24 protein-coding genes are annotated in these 24,661 nt (G+C 45.6%); 4 read left to right on the top strand and 20 right to left on the bottom strand.

Annotation, left to right across the window (positions count from 1 at the left end; all coding sequences use genetic code 11):
• Positions 1-2: 2 nt before the first annotated feature.
• The 3 genes from AKJ31_RS07460 to AKJ31_RS07450 form a co-directional block, all read right to left on the bottom strand.
• The gene (locus AKJ31_RS07460; RefSeq protein WP_053408476.1) at positions 3-542 is read right to left on the bottom strand and encodes a TRAP transporter small permease subunit; all 540 of its coding nucleotides are present in this window, start codon (positions 540-542) and stop codon (positions 3-5) included.
• A gap of 114 nt (positions 543-656) precedes the next feature.
• Positions 657-1,757, bottom strand: a complete 1,101-nt coding sequence (locus tag AKJ31_RS07455) for a TRAP transporter substrate-binding protein (RefSeq protein ID WP_053408475.1) — start codon at positions 1,755-1,757, stop codon at positions 657-659.
• A gap of 394 nt (positions 1,758-2,151) precedes the next feature.
• A complete protein-coding gene (locus tag AKJ31_RS07450) occupies positions 2,152-2,523 on the bottom strand; it encodes a hypothetical protein (protein WP_053408474.1) in 372 nt (123 codons plus the stop codon).
• Between the two features lie 219 nt (positions 2,524-2,742).
• Here AKJ31_RS07450 and AKJ31_RS07445 point away from each other — a divergent pair, with 219 nt between their 5' ends.
• The gene (locus AKJ31_RS07445; protein WP_053408473.1) at positions 2,743-3,411 is read left to right on the top strand and encodes a DUF2982 domain-containing protein; all 669 of its coding nucleotides are present in this window, start codon (positions 2,743-2,745) and stop codon (positions 3,409-3,411) included.
• A gap of 57 nt (positions 3,412-3,468) precedes the next feature.
• Here AKJ31_RS07445 and AKJ31_RS07440 read toward each other — a convergent pair whose 3' ends face one another.
• The 17 genes from AKJ31_RS07440 to AKJ31_RS07360 form a co-directional block, all read right to left on the bottom strand.
• A complete protein-coding gene (locus AKJ31_RS07440; RefSeq protein ID WP_053408472.1) occupies positions 3,469-4,125 on the bottom strand; it encodes an MBL fold metallo-hydrolase in 657 nt (218 codons plus the stop codon).
• Between the two features lie 75 nt (positions 4,126-4,200).
• A complete protein-coding gene (gene mepK / locus AKJ31_RS07435) occupies positions 4,201-4,743 on the bottom strand; it encodes a peptidoglycan L,D-endopeptidase MepK (protein WP_053408471.1) in 543 nt (180 codons plus the stop codon).
• 180 nt (positions 4,744-4,923) lie between these two features.
• Positions 4,924-6,477, bottom strand: coding sequence for a L,D-transpeptidase family protein (locus AKJ31_RS07430; protein WP_053408470.1), 1,554 nt, complete (start codon positions 6,475-6,477; stop codon positions 4,924-4,926).
• A 107-nt stretch (positions 6,478-6,584) separates the two neighbouring features.
• Positions 6,585-7,676 carry a DUF1513 domain-containing protein gene (locus AKJ31_RS07425; protein WP_211263047.1) on the bottom strand — a complete coding sequence of 364 codons (1,092 nt, stop codon included), beginning with the start codon at positions 7,674-7,676 and terminating at the stop codon, positions 6,585-6,587.
• On the bottom strand, positions 7,657-8,685 hold the full coding sequence (locus tag AKJ31_RS07420) for an imelysin family protein (protein WP_053408469.1): 1,029 nt from the start codon (positions 8,683-8,685) through the stop codon (positions 7,657-7,659). The genes AKJ31_RS07425 and AKJ31_RS07420 overlap by 20 nt, the downstream gene beginning before the upstream one ends.
• A 9-nt stretch (positions 8,686-8,694) precedes the next feature.
• Positions 8,695-10,083 carry a di-heme oxidoreductase family protein gene (locus AKJ31_RS07415; protein WP_053408468.1) on the bottom strand — a complete coding sequence of 463 codons (1,389 nt, stop codon included), beginning with the start codon at positions 10,081-10,083 and terminating at the stop codon, positions 8,695-8,697.
• 112 nt (positions 10,084-10,195) lie between these two features.
• Positions 10,196-11,458, bottom strand: a complete 1,263-nt coding sequence (locus AKJ31_RS07410) for an imelysin family protein (protein ID WP_053408467.1) — start codon at positions 11,456-11,458, stop codon at positions 10,196-10,198.
• 167 nt (positions 11,459-11,625) lie between these two features.
• Positions 11,626-12,222 (bottom strand): GTP cyclohydrolase II, encoded by a 597-nt coding sequence (locus AKJ31_RS07405; RefSeq protein ID WP_053408466.1) that lies wholly within the window; start codon positions 12,220-12,222, stop codon positions 11,626-11,628.
• A 199-nt stretch (positions 12,223-12,421) separates the two neighbouring features.
• A complete protein-coding gene (locus tag AKJ31_RS23205; RefSeq protein WP_053408574.1) occupies positions 12,422-12,613 on the bottom strand; it encodes a hypothetical protein in 192 nt (63 codons plus the stop codon).
• Positions 12,614-12,980: 367 nt separating this feature from the next.
• A complete protein-coding gene (locus AKJ31_RS07395) occupies positions 12,981-13,454 on the bottom strand; it encodes a DUF2947 domain-containing protein (protein ID WP_053408465.1) in 474 nt (157 codons plus the stop codon).
• A 25-nt stretch (positions 13,455-13,479) separates the two neighbouring features.
• On the bottom strand, positions 13,480-14,067 hold the full coding sequence (locus AKJ31_RS07390; RefSeq protein WP_053408464.1) for an HD domain-containing protein: 588 nt from the start codon (positions 14,065-14,067) through the stop codon (positions 13,480-13,482).
• A gap of 4 nt (positions 14,068-14,071) precedes the next feature.
• Positions 14,072-14,647, bottom strand: coding sequence for a ribosomal protein S5-alanine N-acetyltransferase (gene rimJ, locus AKJ31_RS07385; RefSeq protein WP_053408463.1), 576 nt, complete (start codon positions 14,645-14,647; stop codon positions 14,072-14,074).
• Positions 14,648-16,192, bottom strand: a complete 1,545-nt coding sequence (gene tyrR / locus AKJ31_RS07380; protein ID WP_053408462.1) for a transcriptional regulator TyrR — start codon at positions 16,190-16,192, stop codon at positions 14,648-14,650.
• 101 nt (positions 16,193-16,293) lie between these two features.
• On the bottom strand, positions 16,294-17,343 hold the full coding sequence (locus AKJ31_RS07375; protein WP_053408461.1) for a YcjF family protein: 1,050 nt from the start codon (positions 17,341-17,343) through the stop codon (positions 16,294-16,296).
• Positions 17,340-18,716 (bottom strand): YcjX family GTP-binding protein, encoded by a 1,377-nt coding sequence (locus AKJ31_RS07370; RefSeq protein WP_053408460.1) that lies wholly within the window; start codon positions 18,714-18,716, stop codon positions 17,340-17,342. The genes AKJ31_RS07375 and AKJ31_RS07370 overlap by 4 nt, the downstream gene beginning before the upstream one ends.
• A gap of 132 nt (positions 18,717-18,848) precedes the next feature.
• The gene (locus AKJ31_RS07365; RefSeq protein ID WP_053408459.1) at positions 18,849-19,034 is read right to left on the bottom strand and encodes a hypothetical protein; all 186 of its coding nucleotides are present in this window, start codon (positions 19,032-19,034) and stop codon (positions 18,849-18,851) included.
• A gap of 117 nt (positions 19,035-19,151) precedes the next feature.
• On the bottom strand, positions 19,152-20,675 hold the full coding sequence (locus tag AKJ31_RS07360) for a fumarate hydratase (RefSeq protein WP_053408458.1): 1,524 nt from the start codon (positions 20,673-20,675) through the stop codon (positions 19,152-19,154).
• 191 nt (positions 20,676-20,866) lie between these two features.
• On the opposite strand from AKJ31_RS07360, the gene pabB reads away from it, so the two are divergent.
• From pabB to AKJ31_RS07345, 3 genes are all read left to right on the top strand, one after another.
• Positions 20,867-22,234 carry an aminodeoxychorismate synthase component 1 gene (gene pabB / locus AKJ31_RS07355; RefSeq protein ID WP_211263046.1) on the top strand — a complete coding sequence of 456 codons (1,368 nt, stop codon included), beginning with the start codon at positions 20,867-20,869 and terminating at the stop codon, positions 22,232-22,234.
• Positions 22,235-22,434: 200 nt separating this feature from the next.
• Positions 22,435-23,043: a CoA pyrophosphatase gene (locus AKJ31_RS07350; RefSeq protein ID WP_053408456.1), complete on the top strand. Its 609-nt coding sequence runs from the start codon at positions 22,435-22,437 to the stop codon at positions 23,041-23,043.
• Positions 23,044-23,333: 290 nt separating this feature from the next.
• Complete coding sequence (locus tag AKJ31_RS07345; protein ID WP_053408455.1) at positions 23,334-24,587, top strand: aromatic amino acid transport family protein; 1,254 nt, start codon at positions 23,334-23,336, stop codon at positions 24,585-24,587.
• The last annotated feature ends 74 nt before the right edge of the window (positions 24,588-24,661 follow it).

Here is a 24,661-nt window from a genome sequence, read left to right as displayed (position 1 = left end):
TCCTACTTCTGTTCGCCGTTATTGGCGTATATCAAATGGGGATTGATGATTTTGTTAAGCGAATGCAGCAATAAACCGATACCGCTGATCGCCATAAAGAAGAAGGAAAGAGGAATCATAGCCTTGATGATCCAGCGGTAAGGTAAGCCACCCGGATCGCCAGAAGTTTCACCTAATGCGTAGCTTTCTTTCGCAAAGTCGATGCCGTACCACGCCACCAATAAACAAAATGGGAATAGGAAAAAGAGTGTGCCAAGCAAATCGATCACGGCTTGCGCCTTGTGTGACAGCCTTTCATAGAACAAATCGACTCGCACGTGTCCGCCCGCTTTGATCGCATAAGGGACACCAAGCAAAAATACGGCTGAGAACAAATGCCATTCCATCTCTTGGAACGCAATTGACACATCGTTAAACGCGTATCGCATCACGACGTCATACACGACGTTTGCGAGTAGCAAAATAAACAATATGCTGGACAACCACCCTAGAAAGTCGCCAAAACGATTAAACAATCGCTCGATATAAATCAGACTTCTCATTCCCTACTCCATGGAATTCTTGATGTACGCCACTCAACTGAGTGGCGTTATATTGAGTTTTCTTGAGCCTCCCCACTACGTGACATTGTCACTACGAAGGGATTAATTTAATTATTATTTAGTTTCTTGTGCGGCTTGGTTGTTCAAGTAAGCACGGTGTGAGATATCCGTCCATGCACGAACTTGTTTTAGGTAGTCGGCTTGAGATTTTTGGATCTCTTTCGCCAATTCATCTTCCGCTGCGTGTTTTGCTAGCAGACGAGCGTTTGCGTCACGCATTGCTTGCATTACTGCTGGTGGGAAGTCTTTTACCTGAACATTTGGGTATTCTGTTTTGATAGAAGCCCAGTTCTTACCGCTTTCATGCGTTGCTTGAGTGTACATATCGTAAGCCGCTGTACGCATTGCTACGCGTAGAATTTCACGTAGGTCCTCAGGTAGACGCTGCCAAGTGCGTTTGTTCACTAGGAATTGCAGCTCTGAACCTGGCTCATGCCAGCCTGTGTAGTAGTAAGGTGCGATTTTGTGGAAACCCATACGCAGGTCAAGTGATGGGCCAACCCACTCTAGTGCGTCGATAGTACGACGTTCTAGCGAGGTGTACAGCTCACCCGGTGCGATGTTGGTTGGTTTTGCACCTAGCTCCGCTAAGATTTCGCCCGCAAAACCTGGAATACGCATCTTCAGACCTTGAAGGTCTTCAACTGTATTGATTTCTTTTTGGAACCAGCCACCCATCTGAACGTCGGTGTTACCACCTGGGAAAGAAAGCAGGTTATGTGGAGAGTAAACTTTCTCCATCAGTTCCATACCACCACCGTGATAGAACCAAGCGTATTGCTCTGCTGGTGTCATACCGAAAGGCATAGAAGTGAAGTAAAGCGTGTTTGGCACTTTGCCTTTCCAGTAGTACGAACCTGAGTGGCCCATGTCGTACTGACCAGATTTCACCATATCGAAAACGCCAAGCGGCGCTTTGTGTTTGTTTGCTGAGTCAATACGGATCTGTAGTCGACCGTTCGACATTTTCTCAGCCATTGCCGCCATATTCTTGGTTGCGTCACCAAATACCGGGAAGTTTGGTCCCCATGTTTCCGCCAGTTTTAGGCGGTAAACTTTTTCTGCCGCATTCGCAGATGTCGCCATAACAGCTAACGCAGCTGCCATCGCGGTTCCTTTCAATACACGTTTCAAAGATTGCTTGATTAGACTCATGTTCACGTCCTTTGTTAAACGACATACCTTCAATAGGTAGTTTCTGTTTCGCATACAGAATGAAACAGGCGCCGCCAAGAAAAAATCAGCGAGAACACGGAATAATGTTTACATAAATTTGACTCATTCGACCAAAGCCTTACGTATAACTACGTAGGATAATTTGAGATAAAACTCATAAATCGATAATAATCATTGAGTTAAAATTTAGGAGATTCACTTAACTAGTGGAGTAATACTTAGTCACTTTTCGATAGTGGGCTTGTATTAGAATTGTAATAAATGTGATAGATATAAAATTAATTGCTCAGATTTTGCGATCAAAAAAGCCCCGAACAAGTCGAGGCTTTCTAAAGCTATCTACCCGATTGACTCAATCAGGATTTCGCGGAACTTAAACGGCTTTGTAAATAACTTTGTTGCCCGCTAGCTGCTCTTTCACTACTAGGTTTTCTTCTAGAAGCTTTTTAAGAGCGCCTGTTGCCCATGAAGCTGCTTTTGCGTCTTCTTGACCAGCAGCTAGGCCGATACCTTTAGGGTTGATACCTTCAGCGTTCGCTAAAACGATATCAAGAACTTGTTGCTGTTTTGGCGTTAAAGCAACGTCAGTTGCTTTCGCTACTACAACTTTCTCCGCTGCTGGTGCTACAGCTACTTTTTTCTCAACTACAGGCTTAGCTTTCTTTGTTGCTTCTACGTTTGCAACTGTCGCTTTAATGCGTTTTTGCAGTTTCATCTGCACTTTACGCTTATGAGCAAGTCTCATCGAGTATTTCTCCAGTTCACTGCATACGGAGCAGTGGTGAAAATTTGAAGCGCGTTTTATACCAAAATTTTGCCGTCATTTACAGGGTAAGCCACGCTTATTCGGCCAAAAATGCGCGATATGCGGTTATAAGACTACAATTTAATCAAGGGGTGCTAAGATACTTTCTAGACTACTGAATATATAAACAGAGGTTTTTTACGTTTAAGAGTACGTCGTATGCAAACGCAACATCTGACCAATCAACCCATCAATCTCAAGTCACCAACCATGAAACTTTTTGGATGGATAATGGTAATCGCTCTAATTTTTTTGGTGATGTATTCTCCGGGTTGGCAGCAAGCGCTACTCACCCTAGTGGTGATCACTTCTGTGCTTGGTTTTGCGTATTTAATGATAAAAAAGGCGACGGTCGCCTATACCCTCACTCCTACACACTTTCAGCAACACCTGTTTAAAGGCGGTTGGGTTGTAAAGTGGACCAACATCAGCAAAATTGGTATCTGCCAATACGACCAAGATGGTTGGCAACACCCCCTGCCGTGGATTGGCATCAAGCTGAAACACTATTCCCCTTATCTGATGAGTATCTGTCCAAGGATTGCGACTGAGATATTGCTGAGCCAGCGCGCGCTACTTTACTTAGGCGCCAAGCAGAATCAAGAAGCCACCGCATTTGAAGATATTGTCTTAGACTCCAAACCCTATAAGAACTCGAATGGCGAAGAATTTAAGGGACTACAAGCGATGTTAGCCAACCGAATGATGCATCAAAGAAGCTACTACGATTACGATATCTTCATTTCCGTTCATGACTTAGACCGATCGCCAGAAGAGTTTGTCGGCTTAACGAGAAGATATCTCGCGGCGGCCGAGCCGGAAGAGTAGACTTCCAGACATTAAAAAGGCCGCGAGAGCGACCTTTTTATTCATCTTTGTAGAGTGTTAGTAAAGTGGCATTTCGTCTGCAACAAATGGGTTTGAAGCACGTTCGTGGCCAAACGTCGACTCAGGACCATGGCCCGGAACAAAACGAACGTCTTTACCTAATGGCCACAGTTTAGACTTGATAGAGTTAATCAGCGTATTGAAGTCGCCTTTCGGGAAGTCGGTACGACCAATAGAGCCATTGAAAAGAACGTCACCAACAAAAGCCAGTTTCGCTTCTTCACTAAACAGCACAACGTGACCTGGCGTGTGCCCCGGCGTGTGAATCACGTCCATCACTTGCTTACCAAAGTGGATCTTGTCGCCTTCTTCCAACCATTTATTCGGCTCGAACGCTTGAGTCAGAGGAAAACCAAACATTTGGCTCTGACCTTCCAGACCTTGTAGCCAGAAGTTATCGTCTTTGTGTGGACCGACGATTTCTACACCACCCAGTGCTTGAGCCAAAGGCTCAGTACCACCTACGTGGTCAAGGTGACCATGAGTCAGAACAAGATTGACGACTTTAACGCCAAGCTCATTAATTAGCATTTCAAGTTGTTTTACGTCGCCGCCCGGATCAACCACGATGCCTTCCATGGTTTCATCGCACCATACGATAGAGCAGTTTTGAGAAAACGAGGTAACTGGAACGACTTGATACTTCAGCGACATAAAAAGACCTTATTAGAAATCATAACTGGCAGAACTATGACATCTGACAAGGTCTTTGACAACCGTATGTTGGTGCTAAGCCCAGTAGCGGACCGGACCAGTATCGATGTGGATGAAGTTACTACGAGGATAATAACCCACCCCACCAGCCTTAAGACTGATCGCGGCGTCGCGAACCTGCTTTAAGTTAACGCCGTCTAAGCGGAAATCAATCGCCTGTCCCAGCATGTGATAACTCTTTTTCGCCACACCACCGGACTTGGCGCGCAGCGCTTCGTTAGTCGCTGGCGAGCGGTAACCGGAAATCACCAACACTTCTGACTCAACACCAAGCTCTGCTTGTATCAAAGAAATTTGGTCAAACAGATACTTGTCCATCGCGTGAACTTCGTTGCGACGGTAATCTCTGCACAAATGGTTAAGTCGAGATAACTCATTTTTGAGGTAGTTTTTGCCATCAAAATAGCAAGTTTCGAGCGCTTCACCCGTATTAAGGTTATTAAGCGCCAATTCTCTAGGTTTATCCGGGTATGATGCAAATGCTAATCCCGGAGCACAACTTGCTACCACCAGCCCACTGCCGGTTAACTTTAGAAAATCTCTTCGAGAAAAATCCACCGCGAATTGCCTTCATTCTTGTTAATTCAAATGTCAAAAAGCGACATTACCCAACTCTTATATGAAGTGCAAATGCATAAAACGTGCTAAAAAAGCACAAATTGTGGCTATTTTGTGCTTACTTATTGACAGGATTAATAAAATACTCGAAATCGTCTAAACGTCATTTTTCGGTAAAGCTCACCCTTTGCCGCTTGCGAGGTTATCTAGGTGGTAAACATCTTCCCTATAATGTGTTTTGCCACCCTCATACCAAGCAGTTTGATAAATGATATGTACCGGGATTCTCTGGCGCAATGGAATCGCTTTATTAGACAACTCTCGAGATTCCGACACTTGTTGCGCCGAAATACCTTGCGATTCGAGGATACGGTCCGCAAATACGTCTGCATGTTCAACTCGGATACATCCCGAGCTAAACGCGCGTTGCTCGCGGTAGAAAAGCCCTTTGCTCGGCGTGTCGTGAAGGTAAATGGCTCTGGCATTCGGCGTGTTGAACTTGTATAGCCCTAGCGCATTTTGATAACCCGAACGTTGAGTCATGCGGTATGGGAACGCTTTTGGATTGACACTCGCCCAGTCAATTTCTTGTGGATTGATTCTATCTGGAGAACCCCACTTAGGTAAGATCTCAAAGTTATGACGACTGAGATAACTCGGGTCTCGCTTCACTTTTGGAATAATGTCTTCGACCATGATTTTCCATGGCACATTCCACGTCGGGTTGAGGATCAACGCATTCAAGTTCGTGCGCATCACTGGCGTTGGTCTTGCTTTTCGTCCCACTACCACTTTCGATTCAAATACCGCTTCGCCATCCAACCAATACTTCATATCGTAACTTGGTACATTGACAACGATGATGGTATCGCGCTCTGTCGGCCAATAGCGCGTACGCTCTGCATTAAGCGCCAGTTTACTTAGCCGCGATTCAATCGGAAAATTAAGCCATTTCAACGTCGAAGGACCAATCACGCCGTCGGCTTTCAGGCCATGCAATCTTTGAAACTGCTTCACTGCGCCTTCTAAGCTGGCGTCATACCAAGTCACGTCACGACGTACATCGCTTAAATCAACATCGACAATCGACATGCGCTCAAGCAACAGATTACGGTCATCAAGCGTGTCACCGACTCGTTTCAAACCCGTTTGTTTGTAGCGAGGGATGTAGTTTTTTTGATAGCGCACCAAATTTAGATATGTATCAATCAAACGCTGGTAGCTGTCATTATCGGGAGTATAGGTATCAATCAGCGCAGCAAGTTGTTGACTCGCAACCGCACGTTTGAGGGCGATAATCGTGCTTTCAAGCGGTGGTGTCAGTGGCTCAGTCAGCTTTTGCTCAAAGAACCAGTAACGGCCTTCATTCTTGGCTTTCTCAGCATAGTTTAGATACAGAATCAGGGTGTCTGTCGCCAGCAAATCGTACTCGTACCAACGATTACTCTTACGATAGTATTGGAGAAAATTAAGTTGACGGGTAAATAGAGGACTGAAACCGGCACGCTGAATCACCTCTAGGCGGAACTCTAAGTTACTACCTAGCTGTAAGTCATACCAAATCAGCTGATCACCGTTATCTTGGTAGATCTGTTCCAGTAAATCAGGGTAATGAACTAACTTATGAATTTGGTCATCTTGCGATGTCCATCCTAGACGTTCAAAATAGCCTGACGCTGCCGCTGGTAAAGGAAACAAGCACACCAGCAACAGATAGATTTTCCAATTCCCCATCACGACAACCTTATTCTTTTCTTTATAGGATAGAGTATGGCAGAGAACTGTGAAACTGATGTGACTTGTTTTTAAGAATTGAAAAAACGTTTTTACTATTCAATATGTTAATTAGGAATCGACGCCCAGTGGTTATCCCACTGCACACCAGAGGGAATGGCCTTCTTATCACCCGGCTGATACTGAGTAACCACACTCCCGCTGCCTGAACTTACTCGGAAAAATCCATCATGGGTGACGACACCAGAAGCATCCGCCAACGGTTCGAGCTCAACTAACTTTCGTGTGTGCTTAGACCAAATACCGTAGCAGTTGCCACGTGGTGAGGTCGCGAGTATCCAATCCTCGGTCGCAGCAATACTGGCGATGTAATGATTGAACCTCGCCCACTGTTCCGGCTCAGCTTCCAGAGACACCATTTCGCTACCGCGCGTATGCATCGCCAATAACGACGGGTATTCATCCGGCTCACCGCGATATTGTTGGCCACATAACACGGTTTCACTGCCGTCGTGCGCTAAGTGGCGAATACTCAAATGGTGGTCAGCCAAAGAGACTTGGTCGAGCAACTCTCCATTGGCGTTTAAATAGCTCAAACTAGGAGACATGCTATCAAGGTTTAGTGGCTGGCGACCATTGGTATGTACGCCACCGACACCAATCACGATGGAGTCATCCGGCATAACAATCACTTCATGCGGGCCAATGCCAAAGCCGGTAAACTCGGCCACTTTGTTGTAGCCAGCGATAACGTCATAAACGCCAATAATGCCTTTGCTGGTTCGACGCTCGCCTTCTGTCGCATAGAGCCATCGCCCATCGTTGGAATACACGCCATGTCCGTAATAATGTCGTTCTGATGTCGCGGGTAAAGCTCGCACTACTTCTCCTGTCGTGTAGTCGAACACAACAAAGAAAGTACCCGGTCTTCTGGCAAACGCCACGGCATGATTCATGGTCGCATTCACCGCAACGCCGTGCCCACGTTCAGGCAAAGCGATCTGGCGGATTGGACGGCCAAACTCATCGGCGACAACGGCGGAATACTTGTCTCGTCCGCTGATTGAACATCCAATTAATGCCGGAGTTTGCACTTGGCTTAGCGAAGCGCAGCCAAACGGCAAGGCAGGAATGGCAGCGCTAAACAGCGCTGCTTTGAGTAGTTTTCGTCGAGTTTGATTAGTCACCATCGGTTGCATTAAATCCTATAACAACACCAAGTTCGACAGCCACTTCTTCATGGATCAGGTATTTTAGCTGTTCCAGTTTGTTGTACTGCGCGTATGCTCGCTGATAACCCTGCTTGGTTTGTAACATATCAAACAAGCTTTGCTCTGCGGGCCAAGTTTCTCTCGTCATTGAAAATTGTTGCTTCACCCGGTCCGCCAGCGACGATTCACCGCGCGCTCTAAGTAAGGCGTCAAGACCATTACCCTGTGCAAAATAAAGTGCTTCCATCGCTTGGATATTTTCAGCTAAGTTCTTCATCGACGTTTGCGAGCGCCAAGACTCGGCGAAATATGGTCGTGGATGACCAAAGTTCGCCAACGGTCGACTGAGCTTTTTCATACTGTATTCAAGCTGATTAGAAAGCAGTGCGATGTATTCCGTCAGCCAAGCTTTTTCATCCAGCGCTTTCCATGGGTTTTGTTGCCATGCCGCCGAAATACTCTGGGCGTTGTTAGCTAAATTGCGACTAATAGATACACCTGTACCACACGTTTGAGCCGAATTTAAGTCCGAAGCTTTGTCGTACAACAGCCACTCAATAGCACCCAAACCTTGAACAGTTACGCTTTGCTGCGCAATTTCCTCGGGCGTCCAAGTCTTATTTTGCTTGGCTAACGCCACCATTTTGCGGCCTGTGGTATTTTTTTTATCTGGCCAGAATTGTACATTCCAGCTTTGCGCTAATGCTTGCTCTGGGCCACGTTCCTGACCTTGAAGCGCCATCCAACTCGCCATCGTCGAATGCCACTGGCTTTGCAGCTCTTCCAATGATGCAGACGATTGACAGTAGTCATTAAACGTTGTGTTGAGCTGATTGGTCTGTGCAGCGAATCGTTGCGCTGAGTCGAACTCAACTTGATAAACGTTTTGACTCGCATGAGAGGTTTGTTCTGCTTGCACGTTTTGCTCACCCGTCGACTGACAACCAAGCAATGAGGTAACTGATACAGCAAGCAAAGATAGAGAAACTTTGTTCATCGTCATTCCTTACAACGAGTTTAAGAAAGCGATCAGTGCATCGCGCTCTTTTTGGTTAAATGTCAGCACTTTGCTCTTCGCTGCTTCGGCTTCTCCACCATGCCACAACACCGCTTCCATCAAGTTACGCGCGCGGCCGTCGTGTAGGAAATATGTATGGCCATTCACTTCTTGCGTGTAACCAATGCCCCACAACGGTGGCGTGCGCCATTCGGTGCCGCTCGCAAGGTATTCAGGACGATGATCCGCTAAACCTTCTCCCATATCGTGTAACAACATGTCGGTATACGGGTGAATCGTTTGTTCAGAAAGCGCAGGTAAGCCTTCACGCTTCGCAGTCTTCACATTGGTCTTATGGCAACTTTCACAACCTGCAGAAGCAAACAGCTTTTGTCCTAATACAACTTGCTCATCGTTGACGTTACGACGAATTGGTACCGCTAAGTGCTGTGAGTAAAACTCAACAAAGTTTAGGATCTTGTCGCTGACTTCTGGCTGTCCGCCGTTTGGCAGATCGGCACACAAACTTTGGCGGCTAGTGCAGTTTTCATTCGGGAATAGACGACTGGTTAAGCCGACATCGCCATTAAATGCCGCCGCGTTTTGTTGCATCAATGTCGGTTGACCTGCTTTCCAACCAAAGCGACCAATCGCAAAATCATTTTTTTGTACGTCCCATACGCGGTTTGTCTTGCCTGAAATGCCATCGGCATTTTTATCTTGTTCGTCCGTCCACGCTTCTAGCGTTGCATCAGGAATACTCTCTAATAAGCCAAGACCAATCATTGGCGGCGCCACGCGCGCGGAGAACTGAGTATCTGGGTGCATGTCACCGTAACCTAAGTCAGTGATTTCTAGCTTAGGTTTACGAAGCACCACTTCGGTTCCATCAGTGAATTTGACGGGAACATCGGTGTAAGTAATTTTGATCTGTCCTTCAGGCGTTTGATCTTGCAAAGCAAAATCTTGTAGCTGACCGCCGTACGTTGGTTCAGGGATCACACCGTCTTTGATGTAGGCTTTTTTCTGCTCTGGCGTCATTGCCGGAATGCTCAAGCGCACCAACATGGAAACCGCATGAGTATCGTTCGCTTCAGGAGGATGCCCACGACCATCTTTGATATGACAGTTCTGGCAACCGTTGGTATTGAACAAAGGCCCCAATCCGTCACGAGCATCCGTTGAAGCAGGAGCTTGAACCCAAGGATTGCGGAAGAAACTGTTGCCTACGCTAAAGTCTAAGCGCTTAGTCATCGGCAGATTTCCAGAAGGCAGCGAGTACGCGTTTGCACCGTCTTTTTTCACGGAAGTATCGCCACCGGACTTTACGTCGTAAGCGAGCGCAGAAGTACTGATAAGCATCAGTGCGGTCAGAGTAGATTTTGTATACAAGTTCATCTTAAAGCTCTAAATAAAGCCTTATCTAAATGAGAAAAACTCTCATTAAATATAAGGGTATTAAAACAGCAAAAGGGCTCTTCATAGAGCCCTTCTAGAATTCAAGTAATGATTAGAATTCGTGGTCAGCCGTATCAGGGCTTAGGTTAGTGATTCCTACGATCTTCGCCGCACGTTCAATCGATTCGGTCTGCGCAACCAATGACATGATGGTTTCATTCACCAGGGCATTACCTTGAGTGTTGCCTGAAGCGATCAACTGGTCAAAGAACTGACCGTTTGTCTCTGCGGATGTCACTAATTGACCAACTTGAGCGCGTGTGACGTCAAACTGCTTTTGGATTTCTTTCGCTGCTTGTTTGTCTTTTTGTGCGACTAAATCATTGAGGCTTGGACCTGACAGCAGTGAACCATCTTGACGCTTGTAGATACCCGTGTAGACGTTGTAGATGCCTTGCTCATTGTAGTAATGAGAGTTGTGAGTGTTATCAGAGAAACAGTCGTGCTCATCTTCAGTTGAGTTCGCTTCCAGCGCGACTTTCATGCGCTCACCAGCTAATTCACCCAGAGATAGCGAGCCCATGCCAAAAAGCATCTTACGCAGACCATTTTCCGCAGATCCGTTCACCAACTCTTCGCGGTAGTTACCTTTCTCATCCGCAGACCACTGCTTTTCCATCCACTCTAGGTCTTGAATGAGAAGCTCAGCCGCAGCTTTCAGGTACTCACCACGGCGGTCACAGTTACCGTTTGTACATGCATCGCCAACCACAAAATCTGTGTACGCACGAGCGCCAGCTCCTGCATTAGTACCGTTAAGGTCTTGCCCCCAAAGTAGGAACTCAATCGCATGGTAGCCTGATGCTACATTTGCTTCAGAACCACCCACTTCATTTAGGTCAGCAATCGTTTGTGGCGTAAGTTTCGCGACGTCTAGTGTTGTTGCGCCAATCTGTAGCTGTTTGTTTGCAACGATGTTTGCGTTTGCGCCTTCATTGCCCAATTCGTATTGGTAATCCGCAGAAACGTAATCAATCAGGCCTTCGTCTAGTGGCCATGCGTTTAGCTGCCCTTCCCAATCGTCGACAATCGCATTACCAAAACGGAAAACTTCAGACTGTTGGTATGGTACGCGAGAATCTAGCCATGCTTGTTTCACTTCTTCCAACTTAGCCGCAGAAGGAGCAGAAAGGAAAGACTCAATAGATTGATCAAGTGTTTTGGCTGTTGTTAACGCATCAGCAAATACTGCGTGAGCGATATCAGCATAGTGCTCAACGACTTGCTCTTGAGTCACGTTGGCTGCCATTGCTGAGCTGCTAGCAATAACTAAAGAAGTGGCTACTGATTGGGCTAATAGCGATTTTAAGTTCATGGAAGGCGTCCTTGTTGATGATAATAATTGTTCTTACTAGTTAGTGCTAATTATTCTCATTTGCACTATTAGACGCAAATAATACAAAGTTACAATTTTTTTTCAACCTATATACAAAAAAAGCCTCACGAAAGTGAGGCTTTTATCAACATTGATTACAAAAGGCTTTATAGCTTCAAGTCATGCTTACCATGAGACACTTTTGCTTTTAGGTAACCTTCGTTCCCTTCTTTCAAGTGAGCTGAAGTATTGACAACGTCTTTAATTTCAATGCCGTGCTCACTGAGCTCTTTGATCTTTTTCGGGTTGTTTGTCACCAAACGGATCTGATTTACGTTCAACGCCTTAAGCATTTGTGCCGCTTCAGTAAAGTCTCGCAGATCATCACCAAAACCAAGATGGTTGTTGGCTTCATAGGTATTCATCCCTTCACTCTGCAGCTTGTAGGCATCAATCTTGTTGTAAAGACCAATGCCGCGTCCTTCTTGACGAAGGTAAAGAATGATACCGCCCGACTCGGCCATGCTATTGATGGTTTCGTCCAACTGCTCGCCGCAATCGCATCGAGATGAATGGAAAACGTCGCCCGTCAAGCACTCAGAGTGCATGCGAACTAAAGGAATGTCTTGAGTTTTGTCAGCTTGTTTGAAAATGACGGCAACGTGTTCTTTATCGGTTTTTAGACCTTTAAAAGATAAAATCTCAGCGTCAATATTGCTTTTAGCACCGACTTTAAAATCTACTCTGGCTCTTACTTCCGCCATATCTCTACTCACTTGAATCTACTTCTATGCCATTTCTATCTTGGTAGAAATCTCTGATGTCACTAACTATGGGGATTCACAGCTGATAAATCAATGGTTAGTTAACAATTGTTATAATATAACAATTTAACACGAAGACAATAAAAAACCTCAGCGACTTAACATCGTGAGGTCTTTAGAATTTGTTAAACGCCAGCGCTTAGTGGTTTTGTTTGATTTTCCAAACGGAATGCTCAACCCACATCGCCTCAAGCTCTTGCAGCTCTTCTTCAGTTAGCAGAGAAAGTGTTGGCTTAGTCTGAGGCAACGTATAAGCCTGCAGATGACTAATCTGAGCGTAAAAGTCTTTTCGCAGTTGTGATTTGTTCGTTTCCACTACTTTCCCTGTCATCTGAATATGTTGAATAGATATAAATTCATTTTTGCTTTTGTCTAGAAAATGATACCAAATTACATAATCCGCGCAAAAAGTAATGTTAAAAGTGAGCATAAAATCACAATTTATTTAACATCTTACACTTTACAATTCATATTAATATTGGATATAAAAATGATCCATTTAATACTCACGACAACGAATGGGATCATTCTTGCTATCTTTACGTGTATAGATTAAAAATAAAAACACTTTAAAAATAACGAGTTACAAATATGGCAGGAAATTCATATATGGTAGGGGAATAAAATAAATAGATCTAAGTAATATTGTTTATTCGATCCAGAAAACACGGATAAAAACGCAGGCTTTCGCCTGCATTCTATTTTCTATAACCTAATTTTACGTTGCCGTGAGAATCAAACCACAAGGCTTCAGCACGTCTGCGACCAATTAATATTGGTCCATCATCGTAGAATAGAAAGTTTTTCCAATGCTTCTTAAACGTTGACCATTTTGTTTCGATCACATTGTATTTCTCGTAACAGAAATAAACCGTTACATCATCTTGCCAATCCATAAATGTTAGCACTTCTTCAGGCAATGATTCGTCGTCTGATTCCCATGCGGCCATCCAGTCTACGGTTTCGTTCCAGTTAGACTCTTTCATTGGCCAATCGCTTGAACTTAAACGATCCGCGTCAGGGCTTTGTGCACTGATGTTCTCTTTCCACAACTGCGACGCACGCGCTTGCGTCATCGGTTTGATCGCTTCCAAGTCACTTTCTGGGACTGGCATCGATTGGTGAGTAAAAATCCATTTTCTTTGGTATTCATCCAAAGTTAAATACGACATTCATTTTCCTCATAGTGGCTGGCAATCAAGCCTTGAGCCAGCCTTTTTCTGTAGCTTCTGCGATCACTTGTTGGGCTTTCTCCCACAACACCTCAGAACCTAATCCAATTCGTTTGTTGATCGTCAATGCTTGCTCACGCGTGACACCGTGTTCTTGCCAGCTTTGACCGTCATTGTGATAGTTAAGTAGCATGGGGATCAAACGATCTAACGCTTTAGCAAACTTCGCATCCGCTGATTCCGCCGCTTCAAATTCTAACCAGAGCTCAAACAGTACTCTGCCCTGCTCTTCAGGCAACATACCGAATAGCCTTTTTGCTGCGGCTAGTTCTTTCTCTTCTTGCTCAGCCGAGGCTACCGCATCATAAACAAAGGTGTCACCTGCGTCGATTTCAACAATATCGTGGAGCAATAACATCTTTACGACTCGTGCGACATCTACCGGTTCATTCGCGTGCTCTTCCATTAAAATCGCCATTAACGCGACATGCCAGCTGTGCTCTGCAGAGTTCTCCAATCGACCTTCTGCACTCTTGACTCGGGTGCGGCGTAAAACAGATTTAAGTTGGTCTAGCTCAATCAATAAAGCGAGCTGCTGTTCGAGACGACTCATCGTGTTATCCCTTCCAATTGGCGTTTGTTAAAGAGGTCAGAACATGGTCTTCCCATTTGCCATTAATGAGTAAGTAATCTTTCGCGAGACCTTCTTGGGTAAATTCAAGACGTTTTAGTACCGATTCGCTGCGCTTATTTCTTGGCATGTAACCCGCCATAATGCGATGAAGGTTTTGGATATTAAACATGTAATCCACCGCCATTCTCAGCGCACGCGTCATCACTCCACGCCCTTGCGCTGTCTGACTCAGTGAGTAGCCGACATTACAGGCATGAAACGGAAAACGAGAGATGTTACTAAAAGAAATGGTTCCAAGCATCTCTCCGCTGTTGCTATCAAGAATGATCAAGTAATAGCCCAACCCCATACGGTGCAACTCGTTCAACTTAATTAGTCGTTGAGTCCAACCTGCTTCGCTAAAAAACGCGTCCTCACGCTTAGGTTCCCACTCTCTGAGAAAGTCACGGTTGGCAATAAAGTAGTCTGAAATCAGTTTCCCGTCCGTAGGTTCAGCCGTGCGCAGAATGATGTCTTCATCCTGTTCAAACACTTGAACTGGTGTGCTTACTCTTTCCATTTAGTTCTTTCTGATCCCGTATTCACGTAGTTTATTCGCTACCGAGGTATGTGAGACATTCAAACGCTTCGCCAGTTTGCGGCTTGATGGGAATGACTGGTACAGACGCTCAAGAACTTGCGATTCGTACTCTTTCATTATTTCGTCTAACGAGCCATCCAAATTGATCGTCGGTAGATTGTTTGAAGTAGATTCTAACTGCGGTAAATGGAACAGATCCGGCGTCAGTACATTGCTCTCAAGCTCAGTGAGAGCTCGCAATACCATGTTTTCTAACTGACGCATGTTGCCTGGCCACTGATAGCTGATCAGTTGATCAATCAACTCATCGCTCAACTCTGGCTTATTGATGCCTAGCTGTTTAACGTATTTAGAGACGAACAAATCAAGTAAAGGCGCAATATCATTAGAACGCTCACGTAGTGGTGGAATAGCCAACGTAAGTACGTTCAAACGATAGAAAAGGTCTTCACGGAATGTGCCCGACTCGGCCAAATCCGCAAGGTGGTGTCTGGTTGAGGCAATCACGCGCACATCAACGTGAATTTCATCTTCTTCACCGACACGACGGAAGGTACCATCTTGTAGCAAACGCAACAGTTTGATTTGCAGGTGTGGGCTCATCTCACCGATTTCGTCAAGGAATACGGTGCCACCGTTTGCCTGCTCAAAAATGCCTTTATGACCTTGTTCATGGTTAAACGAACCAGGCGCATGGCCAAACAATTCTGTTTCTGCTACATCATCCGGCATAGACGCACAGCTTAGAACCAAGAATGGTTTTCCTGCACGGTTTGAACGATTGTGACACGCGCGCGCCAGCATCTCTTTACCCGTGCCTGTTTCACCTTGCACCAGCAGAGGTTGGTCAAGCATAGAGAGTTTCTTCGCTTGGCTAATCAAAGCTTTGTGACGGTTAGAAATGCCGACAAAGTGCTCAAAGCCGAGGTTGTTGTGCAGCGGTAACGTATCGTCAAACAAGTGCTTTTCTTGAATAGAGCGAATCATCATTACCGTGCTTGCGAGAATCGATTCGTTGCTTTCGTCGGTAATATACACCGGCATCACCTCAAGCACGTAATCCAATCCACCAAGGACGATGTTTTCTCTTAGGCGTGAAATTTTGCCCTCGCTCCACTTGGTGAAGTTGAAGCTCGGTACAAGGCTAGAAATATGATGACCGATGACCGCGTCTTGTTCTGAATTGAACAAGCTCAGCGCAGCGTGGTTTGCCATATCAACATTGCCTTTTAAGTCGATACCAAGTACCGGCTCTGGCAGGCTGTTGAGCAAAGAGATAAGCTCGGTGTTATGCCTTTCCATTGGCATAAACTGAATCTTGCGCACATCATTAACGCCAGAGATTCTACGTATCTCCGCCATAAGCTCGCTGAAGGTATCAAAATCAATATCTGGGCAGTTGAGATAAATAATGCCGGAGATATCAATTTCAATACCGCGTAAATCGATATTCTTTGAAGCTAAGATATCGAGCAGTTCACGAGTCAGACCCAGTCTGTCCTCACAGAATACTTCTAGACGCACTAATGAATTCCTAACGTAAGGTGTCACGAAAAGTTGACAGTAGTTTCCCTTAAGCCTAGATCCCCGTCAAGCAAACGGGTAATACTTGCTTCACATTCGCGTTATTTGATTGTAATGGCGGCGATTTTTTCTACTATCTGCTTACGGATTGAACCGAGTTTGACTTTGCGATCCTGATGCCAAGGAATCGGTCGCAATAGTGACATCGCTTTAATACCCAGTCTTGCCGTAAGGATACCAACCCCTAAACCCTGCCCAGCGCGAGCGGACAACTTGCCCGCAAGGTCCATCGACATCAGGTCCATACTGGCATCGATCGCCAGTTCACTTGCACCTGCCGCTGCCATATTGATTAAGGTTGATTTAAACAACTTCAAGCGCGACCAGTAACCCAGTTCTACGCCGTAAACCGCAGCCAAGTTGTCGATCATTTTAAAGTTACGCCAAGCAACCAACATCATGTCTGCTAACGCTAACGGGCTAATTGCAACCAAAGCGGCCGACTCAGTCGCATGTTGCGATACAATTTTGGTCGCGAGTTTGTCTTGCTCTGCCACCACCATCGCATCGTACATATCGAGCACTTCCGCGTCACTGTGCGACGCGTTGACGCTGTTGTTCCAGCGGTCGTAACTTGGCGATTCTGGCTGGATGCCACTTTGCTTGGCTAAGTTTTCACAGAACGCTTTGCCTTTGCCAACGCTGTTGGCTTGAATCAAGGCTTCACTCTGCTCTTGCACACTAAAGTGACGTCGTAACGCCCGCAGTTTCCACAACTCTTTACCTAGTGCGCCAATACCTAGACCAGCAATGGTAGAAATAAAGCCAGCCCAGCCTAATGTGAGCCAATCGCCGCTTTGCAGAGCGGTTATTACCGTATCAATCGCCTGCCAACCTACCAAGCCAGCAAATGCAGAAAGTAATCCCGTTGCCAACCATTTGGGACCTTTACTTGGTCGAATGACTTGTTCTAAGTTCGCTTCTTGGGTGGTCTCTGTATCTTTGTGTTCAATCTCAACCGGAATAAAGGCGTCTGCAGTTTCAAACTGTCTCTGCGCCGTCAGTTCTGGTGTTTGTTGTTCGCTATCCGAGTCCAACATTTGTTCAAAGACTTGCTTTTGTTTTAGTGCGACTTCTTTCGCTTTGTTCATTTCAGCTTGTCTCCAATTAGGTAATCTAACGCCTTATCCATACGAATATGTGGCAACGGATCGTCTTGCGAGACGATCTGAGGTCTAAACGCGGTAAACTCAAATCCTTGTTTTTCCCAATACGCTTCACCCGGTAGTTTTTTCGGCACTTCTCCCGGAAAAACGGTAATTGCACGCTCATCCAACGTGACACCTTGTAGCGCTGGAATAGACTGGCCGTCCTGATTGATATAACCCGTTTTCGTCGCCTGAATCGATGCCATCGTCATACAACTCATATCGATGTTTTCATATGACGCATTCTGCCAAGCCGGATGCACCATCTGTTGCAACAACGACACTAAATTAGGATGTTGTTCAGGCGTCACGTGGTCCGCTTTTGTTGCAGCGAACAGGACTTTATCGATCCTCGGCGCAAACAAGCGTTTTAGCATATTGCTACGCCCGTAGCGGAAGCTGTGCATGATCTGCTCGAGCGCATGGCGCATGTCGTGAAACGCTTCGTAACCTGCATTCAATGGCTGCAAGCAGTCCACCAAAACGATTTGCCTGTCAAAGGTGGAAAAGTGATGTTTGTAAAACGCTTTCACCACTTTGTTTTGGTATTGGCTATAGCGCGCATTGAGCATTTCCAAGTTCGAACCTTTGACGAATTTTGCCTCTTCGTTAAAACGGCAAGGGAAAAACTGCAGTACAGGTGCACCGTCTAACTCTCCCGGCAACACAAAACGCCCCGGCTGCACCCAATGCAAGCCCGCCTCTTTACACGCATACAGATACTGAGTGTAGCTTTCAGAGACTTCCGATAATTTCTTCTCATCCAACGGCGCGTCTAGGTCAAGCGCATCGAGTTTCGCCAACCAATCTTGCGCCAATTCTTTCCGTTTACCTTTGAGCGCTGCAAATTGCGATACTGACCACTGGTGAAAATTCATATCCAGCAGAGGCAGATCGAGCAACCACTCACCTGGGTAGTCGATGATGTCGACATGCAGCGTCGAAGTACTGCTAATCAGCTTCTTGGTTTTGCTCTTTGGTTTGTATTTTATCGCCAGACGAATCTCACTGACATCTCGTGTTGGCTCAGGCCATTTCGGTGGCTGCTGTTGCGTATGTTCCATCGCTTCGTCATAGGCGAAACGCGGCACCATCATATTCGATTGAGGCACGCGTTTAGCGCCAATTAAGCGCTTATCTCTGGCGGCGGCAAGCAGAGGAAGGTTGTCATGTGTTGAAGTATGAAGAAGCTGATTCACCAATGAGGTGATAAACGCCGTTTTACCCGCTCTGGAAAGTCCGGTTACAGCGATACGCACATGCGTATCCATGCTACGGTTGATAAAATCGTTCACTTCTTGAGTAATTTTCTTCATTCACATTCTCTTATCTAGGGATTGCTGATTATGCTACTGGATGTAATCTTAATCTTAGATGAACGAAAAAGCCCCTGATAAAAATCAAGGGCTTTCAAGATGATGCTTCACATCGCCGAGTGGCGTTGGAATTTAATCGTCTTCAATCAGTTTGTAGATTACGAATAGCGCAATCTCAACCAATACAACTAACACACAAGTGATAGTGACGTATTTCTCATCAAAAATACTAATGCCGTGAAGAATGAGGTCGTAACCAACAAAAGCACCTACAACGACCGCAATAATCAGTTGTAAAATTTGAACAAAACGAGGCATGAGCGCTCCTGACGTATAATAAAGTTGTAGAATATATAAATTAAAGGTGCGACTGAACCGCACCTTTGTCAAATGTTTGCCAATTAAATCAGCAGTTTCTCACAGTCTGTAGCAAACTTAAGCCTGTTGTTCCATTTCTTGGATTTTAACTTTCCAAGTGTCTGGACCAATTTGGTGAGCATTCGCGCCGTTTGAGTCAACAGCAACCGTTACTGGCATATCTTCTACTTCAAATTCGTAGATTGCTTCCATGCCTAGGTCTTCAAACGCAACTACACGTGCTTTCTTGATTGCTTTCGCTACAAGGTATGCCGCACCACCTACAGCCATCAGGTAAACCGCTTTGTGTTTCTTGATTGACTCGACTGTTGCAGGACCGCGTTCCGCTTTACCGATCATACCCATAATGCCAGTCTCTTCTAGCATCATGTCTGTGAACTTATCCATACGAGTGGATGTTGTCGGGCCAGCAGGACCAACGGCTTCATCACCCACTGCGTCTACTGGGCCTACGTAGTAAATAAACTTACCCTTGAAATCAACGCCTTCAGGTAAACCTTCGCCATTTTGTAGCATTGTTTGGATGCGTTTGTGTGCCGCGTCGCGACCAGTAAGAATCTTGCCAGAAAGAAGAACTGTCTCGCCAGTTTTCCACTGTTCCACATCGGCTTGTGTCACTTCGTCTAAGTTAACACGACGAGTATTTGCGCCCGCTTCCCATGTGATATCTGGCCACTCTTCCAGCTTCGGTGGCGTTAGGTCAGCCGGACCTGAACCATCTAGCGTGAAGTGTACGTGACGGGTTGCTGCACAGTTAGGGATCAGACACACAGGTTTAGACGCCGCGTGCGTTGGCGCTGTTTTGATCTTCACATCGACAACTGTTGTCAGACCGCCAAGGCCCTGAGCACCGATACCTAATTTGTTGACACGATTGAAGATGTCTAAACGTAGCTCTTCTTCCGCGTTTTGAGGACCACGCTCGATAAGCTCTTGGATATCGATGTGTTCCATCAGTGATTCTTTCGCCAGTACTGCCGCTTTTTCAGCCGTACCGCCAATACCAATGCCAAGCATACCCGGTGGACACCAACCTGCACCCATTGTTGGTAGTGTCTTCTCTACCCACTCTGCGATATCGTCTGATGGGTTTAGCATCACCATCTTAGTTTTGTTTTCACTACCGCCGCCTTTCGCCGCGATTTGAATTTCAACTTTGTCGCCCGGAACCATGTTGATATGAACAACCGCTGGTGTGTTATCTTTGGTGTTAATACGCTTACCCGCAGGGTCCATAAGAACCGATGCACGTAGTGGGTTATCTGGGTTGGTGTACGCTTGACGAACACCTTCATCCACCATTTGCTGAACCGTCATATCGGTAGCGTCCCACTGGACACCCATACCAACGTTAACAAAACAAGTTACGATGCCCGTGTCTTGGCAGATAGGACGATGGCCTTCAGCAGACATACGCGAGTTAATTAGGATTTGAGCAATAGCGTCTTTTGCCGCTTGGCTTTCTTCCTTGTGGTAGGCTTTTTCTAGGGCTTGGACAAAGTCTAAAGGGTGATAGTAGGAGATGTACTGAAGTGCATCAGCAACGCTGCTGATCACATCTTGCTTACGAATTACCGTCATTGCATGCCTCGTTATAGTTATGCTTCCTTATACAGCCACCTGCAAAACGTTTGCTTATTTCAGCGTTCGGACGAAAAAACAACGCTATTTTATTGTTAAACGCCTTGTAGCGGCTTTGGTTGGCAATATGATACTCTTGCTTTCCCTCTGTTACCATGCAGCGAACGATCTCTTTGTCACAAATTAAACAAATGAATAACAACGCGCCAAATAGCTTAGAAATCAAACCGATTACCTATCATTCAGAGCTTGCTCAGCAACTGTTTTCTCGCATCGAATCTTTACCTTGGTCTATTTTGTTACGCTCGGCTTCGACGTCACATATTGATAGCCGTTTCGACGTGTTGGTGGCAAACCCGGTTACGACATTAACCACCACTGGACAGTCAACCAAAGTGGTTAATCCACATGAGACATTCCTCTCGGATGAAGACCCGTTCTCCCTACTCCAGCAACAGCAAACGCAATGGTTGCCTAAACTGGACTATGAAGGTGAATTGCCTTTCGTCGGTGGTGCGCTCGGTTACTTTGCTTACGATTTGGGTCGCCGCGTCGAACAGCTTCCTGAGATAGCGGAGCATGACCTAACAACTCCCGATATGGCAGTAGGGTTGTATGATTGGGCGGTTGTGGTTGACCACCAACAACAGTCGGCGTTTGTCGTTGGTACACAGGTCGAGACGCACTACGCATGGTTACTAGAGCACACACCACAAGAGCACGCTGATTTTACGCTACAAGGCGATTGGCAATCGAACATGAGCAAAGCGAGTTACAGCGAAAAATTTGCTCAAGTTCAAGAATACCTGCGCTCTGGCGATTGCTATCAAATTAATTTGGCGCAGCGTTTTTGCGCGGAATATGTTGGCAGCGAATGGCAGGCTTACAACAAACTAGAGTCGGTCAATCAAGGGCCATTTTCAGCTTTCGTACGTACCGAACAAGGTGCGATTTTAAGTGTTTCACCTGAGCGTTTCCTCGAAGTGAAGCAACGCACGATTGAAACTAAACCGATTAAAGGTACGCGTCCAAGGTACAACAACCAAGAACAAGACCGAGCGGCAGCTAACGACTTAGCCAATGCTGAGAAAGATCAGGCCGAAAACCTGATGATCGTTGACTTGCTACGTAACGATATTGGACGAGTGGCTAAACCGGGCTCGGTACACGTCCCTAAGCTATTTGATATAGAAAGTTTCCCAGCGGTTCACCATCTTGTCAGTACGATTCGCGCCGAGCTTGACGCGCAGTACAGCGAAACCGACTTACTCAGAGCGTGTTTCCCTGGGGGTTCCATTACTGGCGCGCCGAAAATACGTGCAATGGAAATTATTGAAGAGCTCGAACCACATAGACGTAGCGCGTACTGCGGAAGCATTGGCTATATCAGTCGCCATGGTCGTATGGATACCAGCATTACGATTCGAACCTTAGTCGCCGAGCACAACAAACTATATGTTTGGGCGGGTGGTGGCCTAGTAGCGGACAGCCAATGCGACGCTGAATACCAAGAAACATTGGATAAACTGAGCCGAATCCTACCCGTATTAGAGTGCTAATTCTTCTGACGACAAATCATTAGAGCTCAAACAAAACTGTTATTTATGTAAGTAGCGTGAAGTGAATTTCGCTTCACGCGCTCTTCTTCCTTTCTCGTCCAAACCGGAGAAACCCGCAAATTTACGCTATCCTTATTGATATAAGTAAGTTACAAATAAATAACAAATCTTACGTTGTACCAATCAGTTAGGGAGTTTGCGTGTCACCAGCTTTCAGTAAAGACAAACTTATTCAGAATTTTCAGCTGCATCAAACGGTGGACTACCATCAGGATGCGTTAAAGCGCGTTGCGCATTTGGAAACGACTTCTCTACGCAAGGCATCCGTCTTGATCGGCTTTGTTGAGCGTGGTGATGGTCTGAACGTTATCTTTACCCGACGAGCGAAGCATCTAAAACACCATCCCGGACAAATTAGTTTTCCTGGTGGGAAGTTCGAGCCGACCGATATGACTCTCGCTAACACAGCTCTGCGTGAAACATTTGAAGAGATCGGTGTCGATAGAGAACAAATCAATATCTTCGGTAAAATGCCCGAGCTAGTTACTATCAGTCGATTTAGCGTCACCCCTTTCCTTGCATTTGTGGATGAGCACTATGAGTCTCGAGTGGATCCCAATGAAGTTGATGAAATCTTTGAGATTCCAGCGCGAATAGTTCTGGATAAATCCCGACTACATAGTCAAAAATTTGTGTTTAACGACTACAACCACCGCGTGTTTGGACTCTCTTATAAACACCATTTTATCTGGGGAATGACCGCACAAATCATCCAGGCGATGCAACATCACATTATGCATCGGTATTAATACTTTTTATCATCATTCAATATTTGCTCACATTACTTATATTAACCATCAATAACGCAAACGGTTACGCGTGAGACACGTCTAAATATTCCTACGTAAAATTAGAAAAACTAATCCGTGAGATTAATAAAACTCAGCAGTGGCACACCATTTTCGTGACAAAAAACAGGTTTTTGAAATATCATGTAATAAGTCACATCAATTCGTGATTTAGATCTATTTGTTGTCTAAGATTTTTATGCAGAATTGCGCCCGACTTATTTCCTGTTCCCAAAAATGAGTATCACAAAATGAATACTACTACTTCTGCGGTTTCTACCGCACAATCGTCTAGTAAGTTTACTTACCAAGACTTCACCTGGTGTCTGTCTCTTTTCGGCACCGCTGTAGGTGCTGGTGTACTTTTCCTTCCTATCAAAGCTGGTGCGGGCGGTTTCTGGCCATTAGTTATCCTAGCGCTAATCGCAGCGCCTATGACTTGGTTTGCTCACAAATCTCTGGCGCGTTTCGTCCTTTCCGCAAAAAATCCTGAAGCAGATATCACTGACACTGTTGAAGAACACTTTGGTAAGACAGGCGCAAACCTTATTACTTTCGCTTACTTTTTCGCTATCTACCCTATTGTTCTTATCTACGGTGTTGGTATCACAAACACAGTGGATTCTTTCCTAGTAAACCAAGTAGGTATGGAATCTATTCCACGTTGGTTGCTTTCTGGTGCGCTGATCGCAGCAATGACTGCTGGCGTAGTGTTTGGTAAAGAGCTAATGCTTAAAGCGACGTCTGCAATGGTTTACCCATTGGTACTGGTTCTTTTAGCGCTGTCTTTCTACCTGATTCCAGAATGGAACACGTCAATGATTGAAGTAGCACCAGACTGGTCAGCAATGCCGACTGTCGTATGGCTAGCAATTCCAATCATCGTATTCTCTTTCAACCACAGCCCAATCATCTCTCAGTTCTCTAAAGAGCAACGCCGCCTACACGGTGACAACGCAGTACAAAAAACTGACTCAATCACTGCTGGTGCAGCGATGATGCTAATGGGTTTTGTTATGTTCTTCGTATTCTCAGTTGTTCTATCTCTGTCTCCAGAGCAACTAGCGATGGCTAAAGAGCAAAACATCTCTGTACTTTCTTACCTAGCGAACGTTCACGAGTCTCCACTTATTTCTTACATGGGTCCTCTAGTGGCATTCGCAGCGATCACTTCTAGCTACTTTGGTCACTTCCTAGGTGCGCACGAAGGTCTAGTTGGCCTGATCAAATCTCGCTCTAAATCACCAGTAAGCAAGATTGAAAAAGGCTCTCTACTATTCATCGTTATCACTACTTGGATTGTGGCTATTGTTAACCCAAGCATCCTTGGCATGATTGAAACAATGGGCGCGCCAATGATTGCGGCAATCCTATTCCTAATGCCAGTTTTCGCGATGCAGAAAGTGCCTGCGATGGCGAAGTACAAAACTTCTGCACCTGTACAGATTTTCACAACAATATGTGGTCTTGCAGCAATTAGTTCTGTAATCTACGGCGCTCTTTAATCACTAGTGATTAAAACCAAAATATAACGACTATAAATAAGCCTCCCTACCCCCTGGGAGGCTTAGTTTTGAGG

Source organism: Vibrio hepatarius, from assembly GCF_001274785.1.
Taxonomy (GTDB): Bacteria; Pseudomonadota; Gammaproteobacteria; order Enterobacterales; family Vibrionaceae; genus Vibrio; species Vibrio hepatarius.
This window is presented reverse-complemented; position numbering and strand designations above follow the sequence as displayed.

What these genes read in the sequence shown, in the direction of transcription:
- AKJ31_RS07460 (WP_053408476.1), bottom strand. Translation starts at nt 542, where the DNA reads ATGAGAAGTCTGATTTATATCGAGCGATTGTTTAATCGTTTTGGCGAC.
- AKJ31_RS07375 (WP_053408461.1), bottom strand. Translation starts at nt 17,343, where the DNA reads ATGAACAAAGCGAAAGAAGTCGCACTAAAACAAAAGCAAGTCTTTGAA.
- AKJ31_RS07415 (WP_053408468.1), bottom strand. Translation starts at nt 10,083, where the DNA reads ATGAACTTGTATACAAAATCTACTCTGACCGCACTGATGCTTATCAGT.
- AKJ31_RS07420 (WP_053408469.1), bottom strand. Translation starts at nt 8,685, where the DNA reads ATGAACAAAGTTTCTCTATCTTTGCTTGCTGTATCAGTTACCTCATTG.
- AKJ31_RS07455 (WP_053408475.1), bottom strand. Translation starts at nt 1,757, where the DNA reads ATGAGTCTAATCAAGCAATCTTTGAAACGTGTATTGAAAGGAACCGCG.
- AKJ31_RS07345 (WP_053408455.1), top strand. Translation starts at nt 23,334, where the DNA reads ATGAATACTACTACTTCTGCGGTTTCTACCGCACAATCGTCTAGTAAG.
- AKJ31_RS07390 (WP_053408464.1), bottom strand. Translation starts at nt 14,067, where the DNA reads ATGAGTCGTCTCGAACAGCAGCTCGCTTTATTGATTGAGCTAGACCAA.
- AKJ31_RS07440 (WP_053408472.1), bottom strand. Translation starts at nt 4,125, where the DNA reads ATGTCGCTGAAGTATCAAGTCGTTCCAGTTACCTCGTTTTCTCAAAAC.
- rimJ (WP_053408463.1), bottom strand. Translation starts at nt 14,647, where the DNA reads ATGGAAAGAGTAAGCACACCAGTTCAAGTGTTTGAACAGGATGAAGAC.
- AKJ31_RS07445 (WP_053408473.1), top strand. Translation starts at nt 2,743, where the DNA reads ATGCAAACGCAACATCTGACCAATCAACCCATCAATCTCAAGTCACCA.
- AKJ31_RS07410 (WP_053408467.1), bottom strand. Translation starts at nt 11,458, where the DNA reads ATGAACTTAAAATCGCTATTAGCCCAATCAGTAGCCACTTCTTTAGTT.
- AKJ31_RS07360 (WP_053408458.1), bottom strand. Translation starts at nt 20,675, where the DNA reads ATGACGGTAATTCGTAAGCAAGATGTGATCAGCAGCGTTGCTGATGCA.
- AKJ31_RS07395 (WP_053408465.1), bottom strand. Translation starts at nt 13,454, where the DNA reads ATGTCGTATTTAACTTTGGATGAATACCAAAGAAAATGGATTTTTACT.
- AKJ31_RS23205 (WP_053408574.1), bottom strand. Translation starts at nt 12,613, where the DNA reads ATGACAGGGAAAGTAGTGGAAACGAACAAATCACAACTGCGAAAAGAC.
- AKJ31_RS07365 (WP_053408459.1), bottom strand. Translation starts at nt 19,034, where the DNA reads ATGCCTCGTTTTGTTCAAATTTTACAACTGATTATTGCGGTCGTTGTA.
- AKJ31_RS07370 (WP_053408460.1), bottom strand. Translation starts at nt 18,716, where the DNA reads ATGAAGAAAATTACTCAAGAAGTGAACGATTTTATCAACCGTAGCATG.
- AKJ31_RS07425 (WP_211263047.1), bottom strand. Translation starts at nt 7,676, where the DNA reads ATGCAACCGATGGTGACTAATCAAACTCGACGAAAACTACTCAAAGCA.
- AKJ31_RS07450 (WP_053408474.1), bottom strand. Translation starts at nt 2,523, where the DNA reads ATGAGACTTGCTCATAAGCGTAAAGTGCAGATGAAACTGCAAAAACGC.
- AKJ31_RS07430 (WP_053408470.1), bottom strand. Translation starts at nt 6,477, where the DNA reads ATGGGGAATTGGAAAATCTATCTGTTGCTGGTGTGCTTGTTTCCTTTA.
- pabB (WP_211263046.1), top strand. Translation starts at nt 20,867, where the DNA reads ATGAATAACAACGCGCCAAATAGCTTAGAAATCAAACCGATTACCTAT.
- AKJ31_RS07405 (WP_053408466.1), bottom strand. Translation starts at nt 12,222, where the DNA reads ATGGCGGAAGTAAGAGCCAGAGTAGATTTTAAAGTCGGTGCTAAAAGC.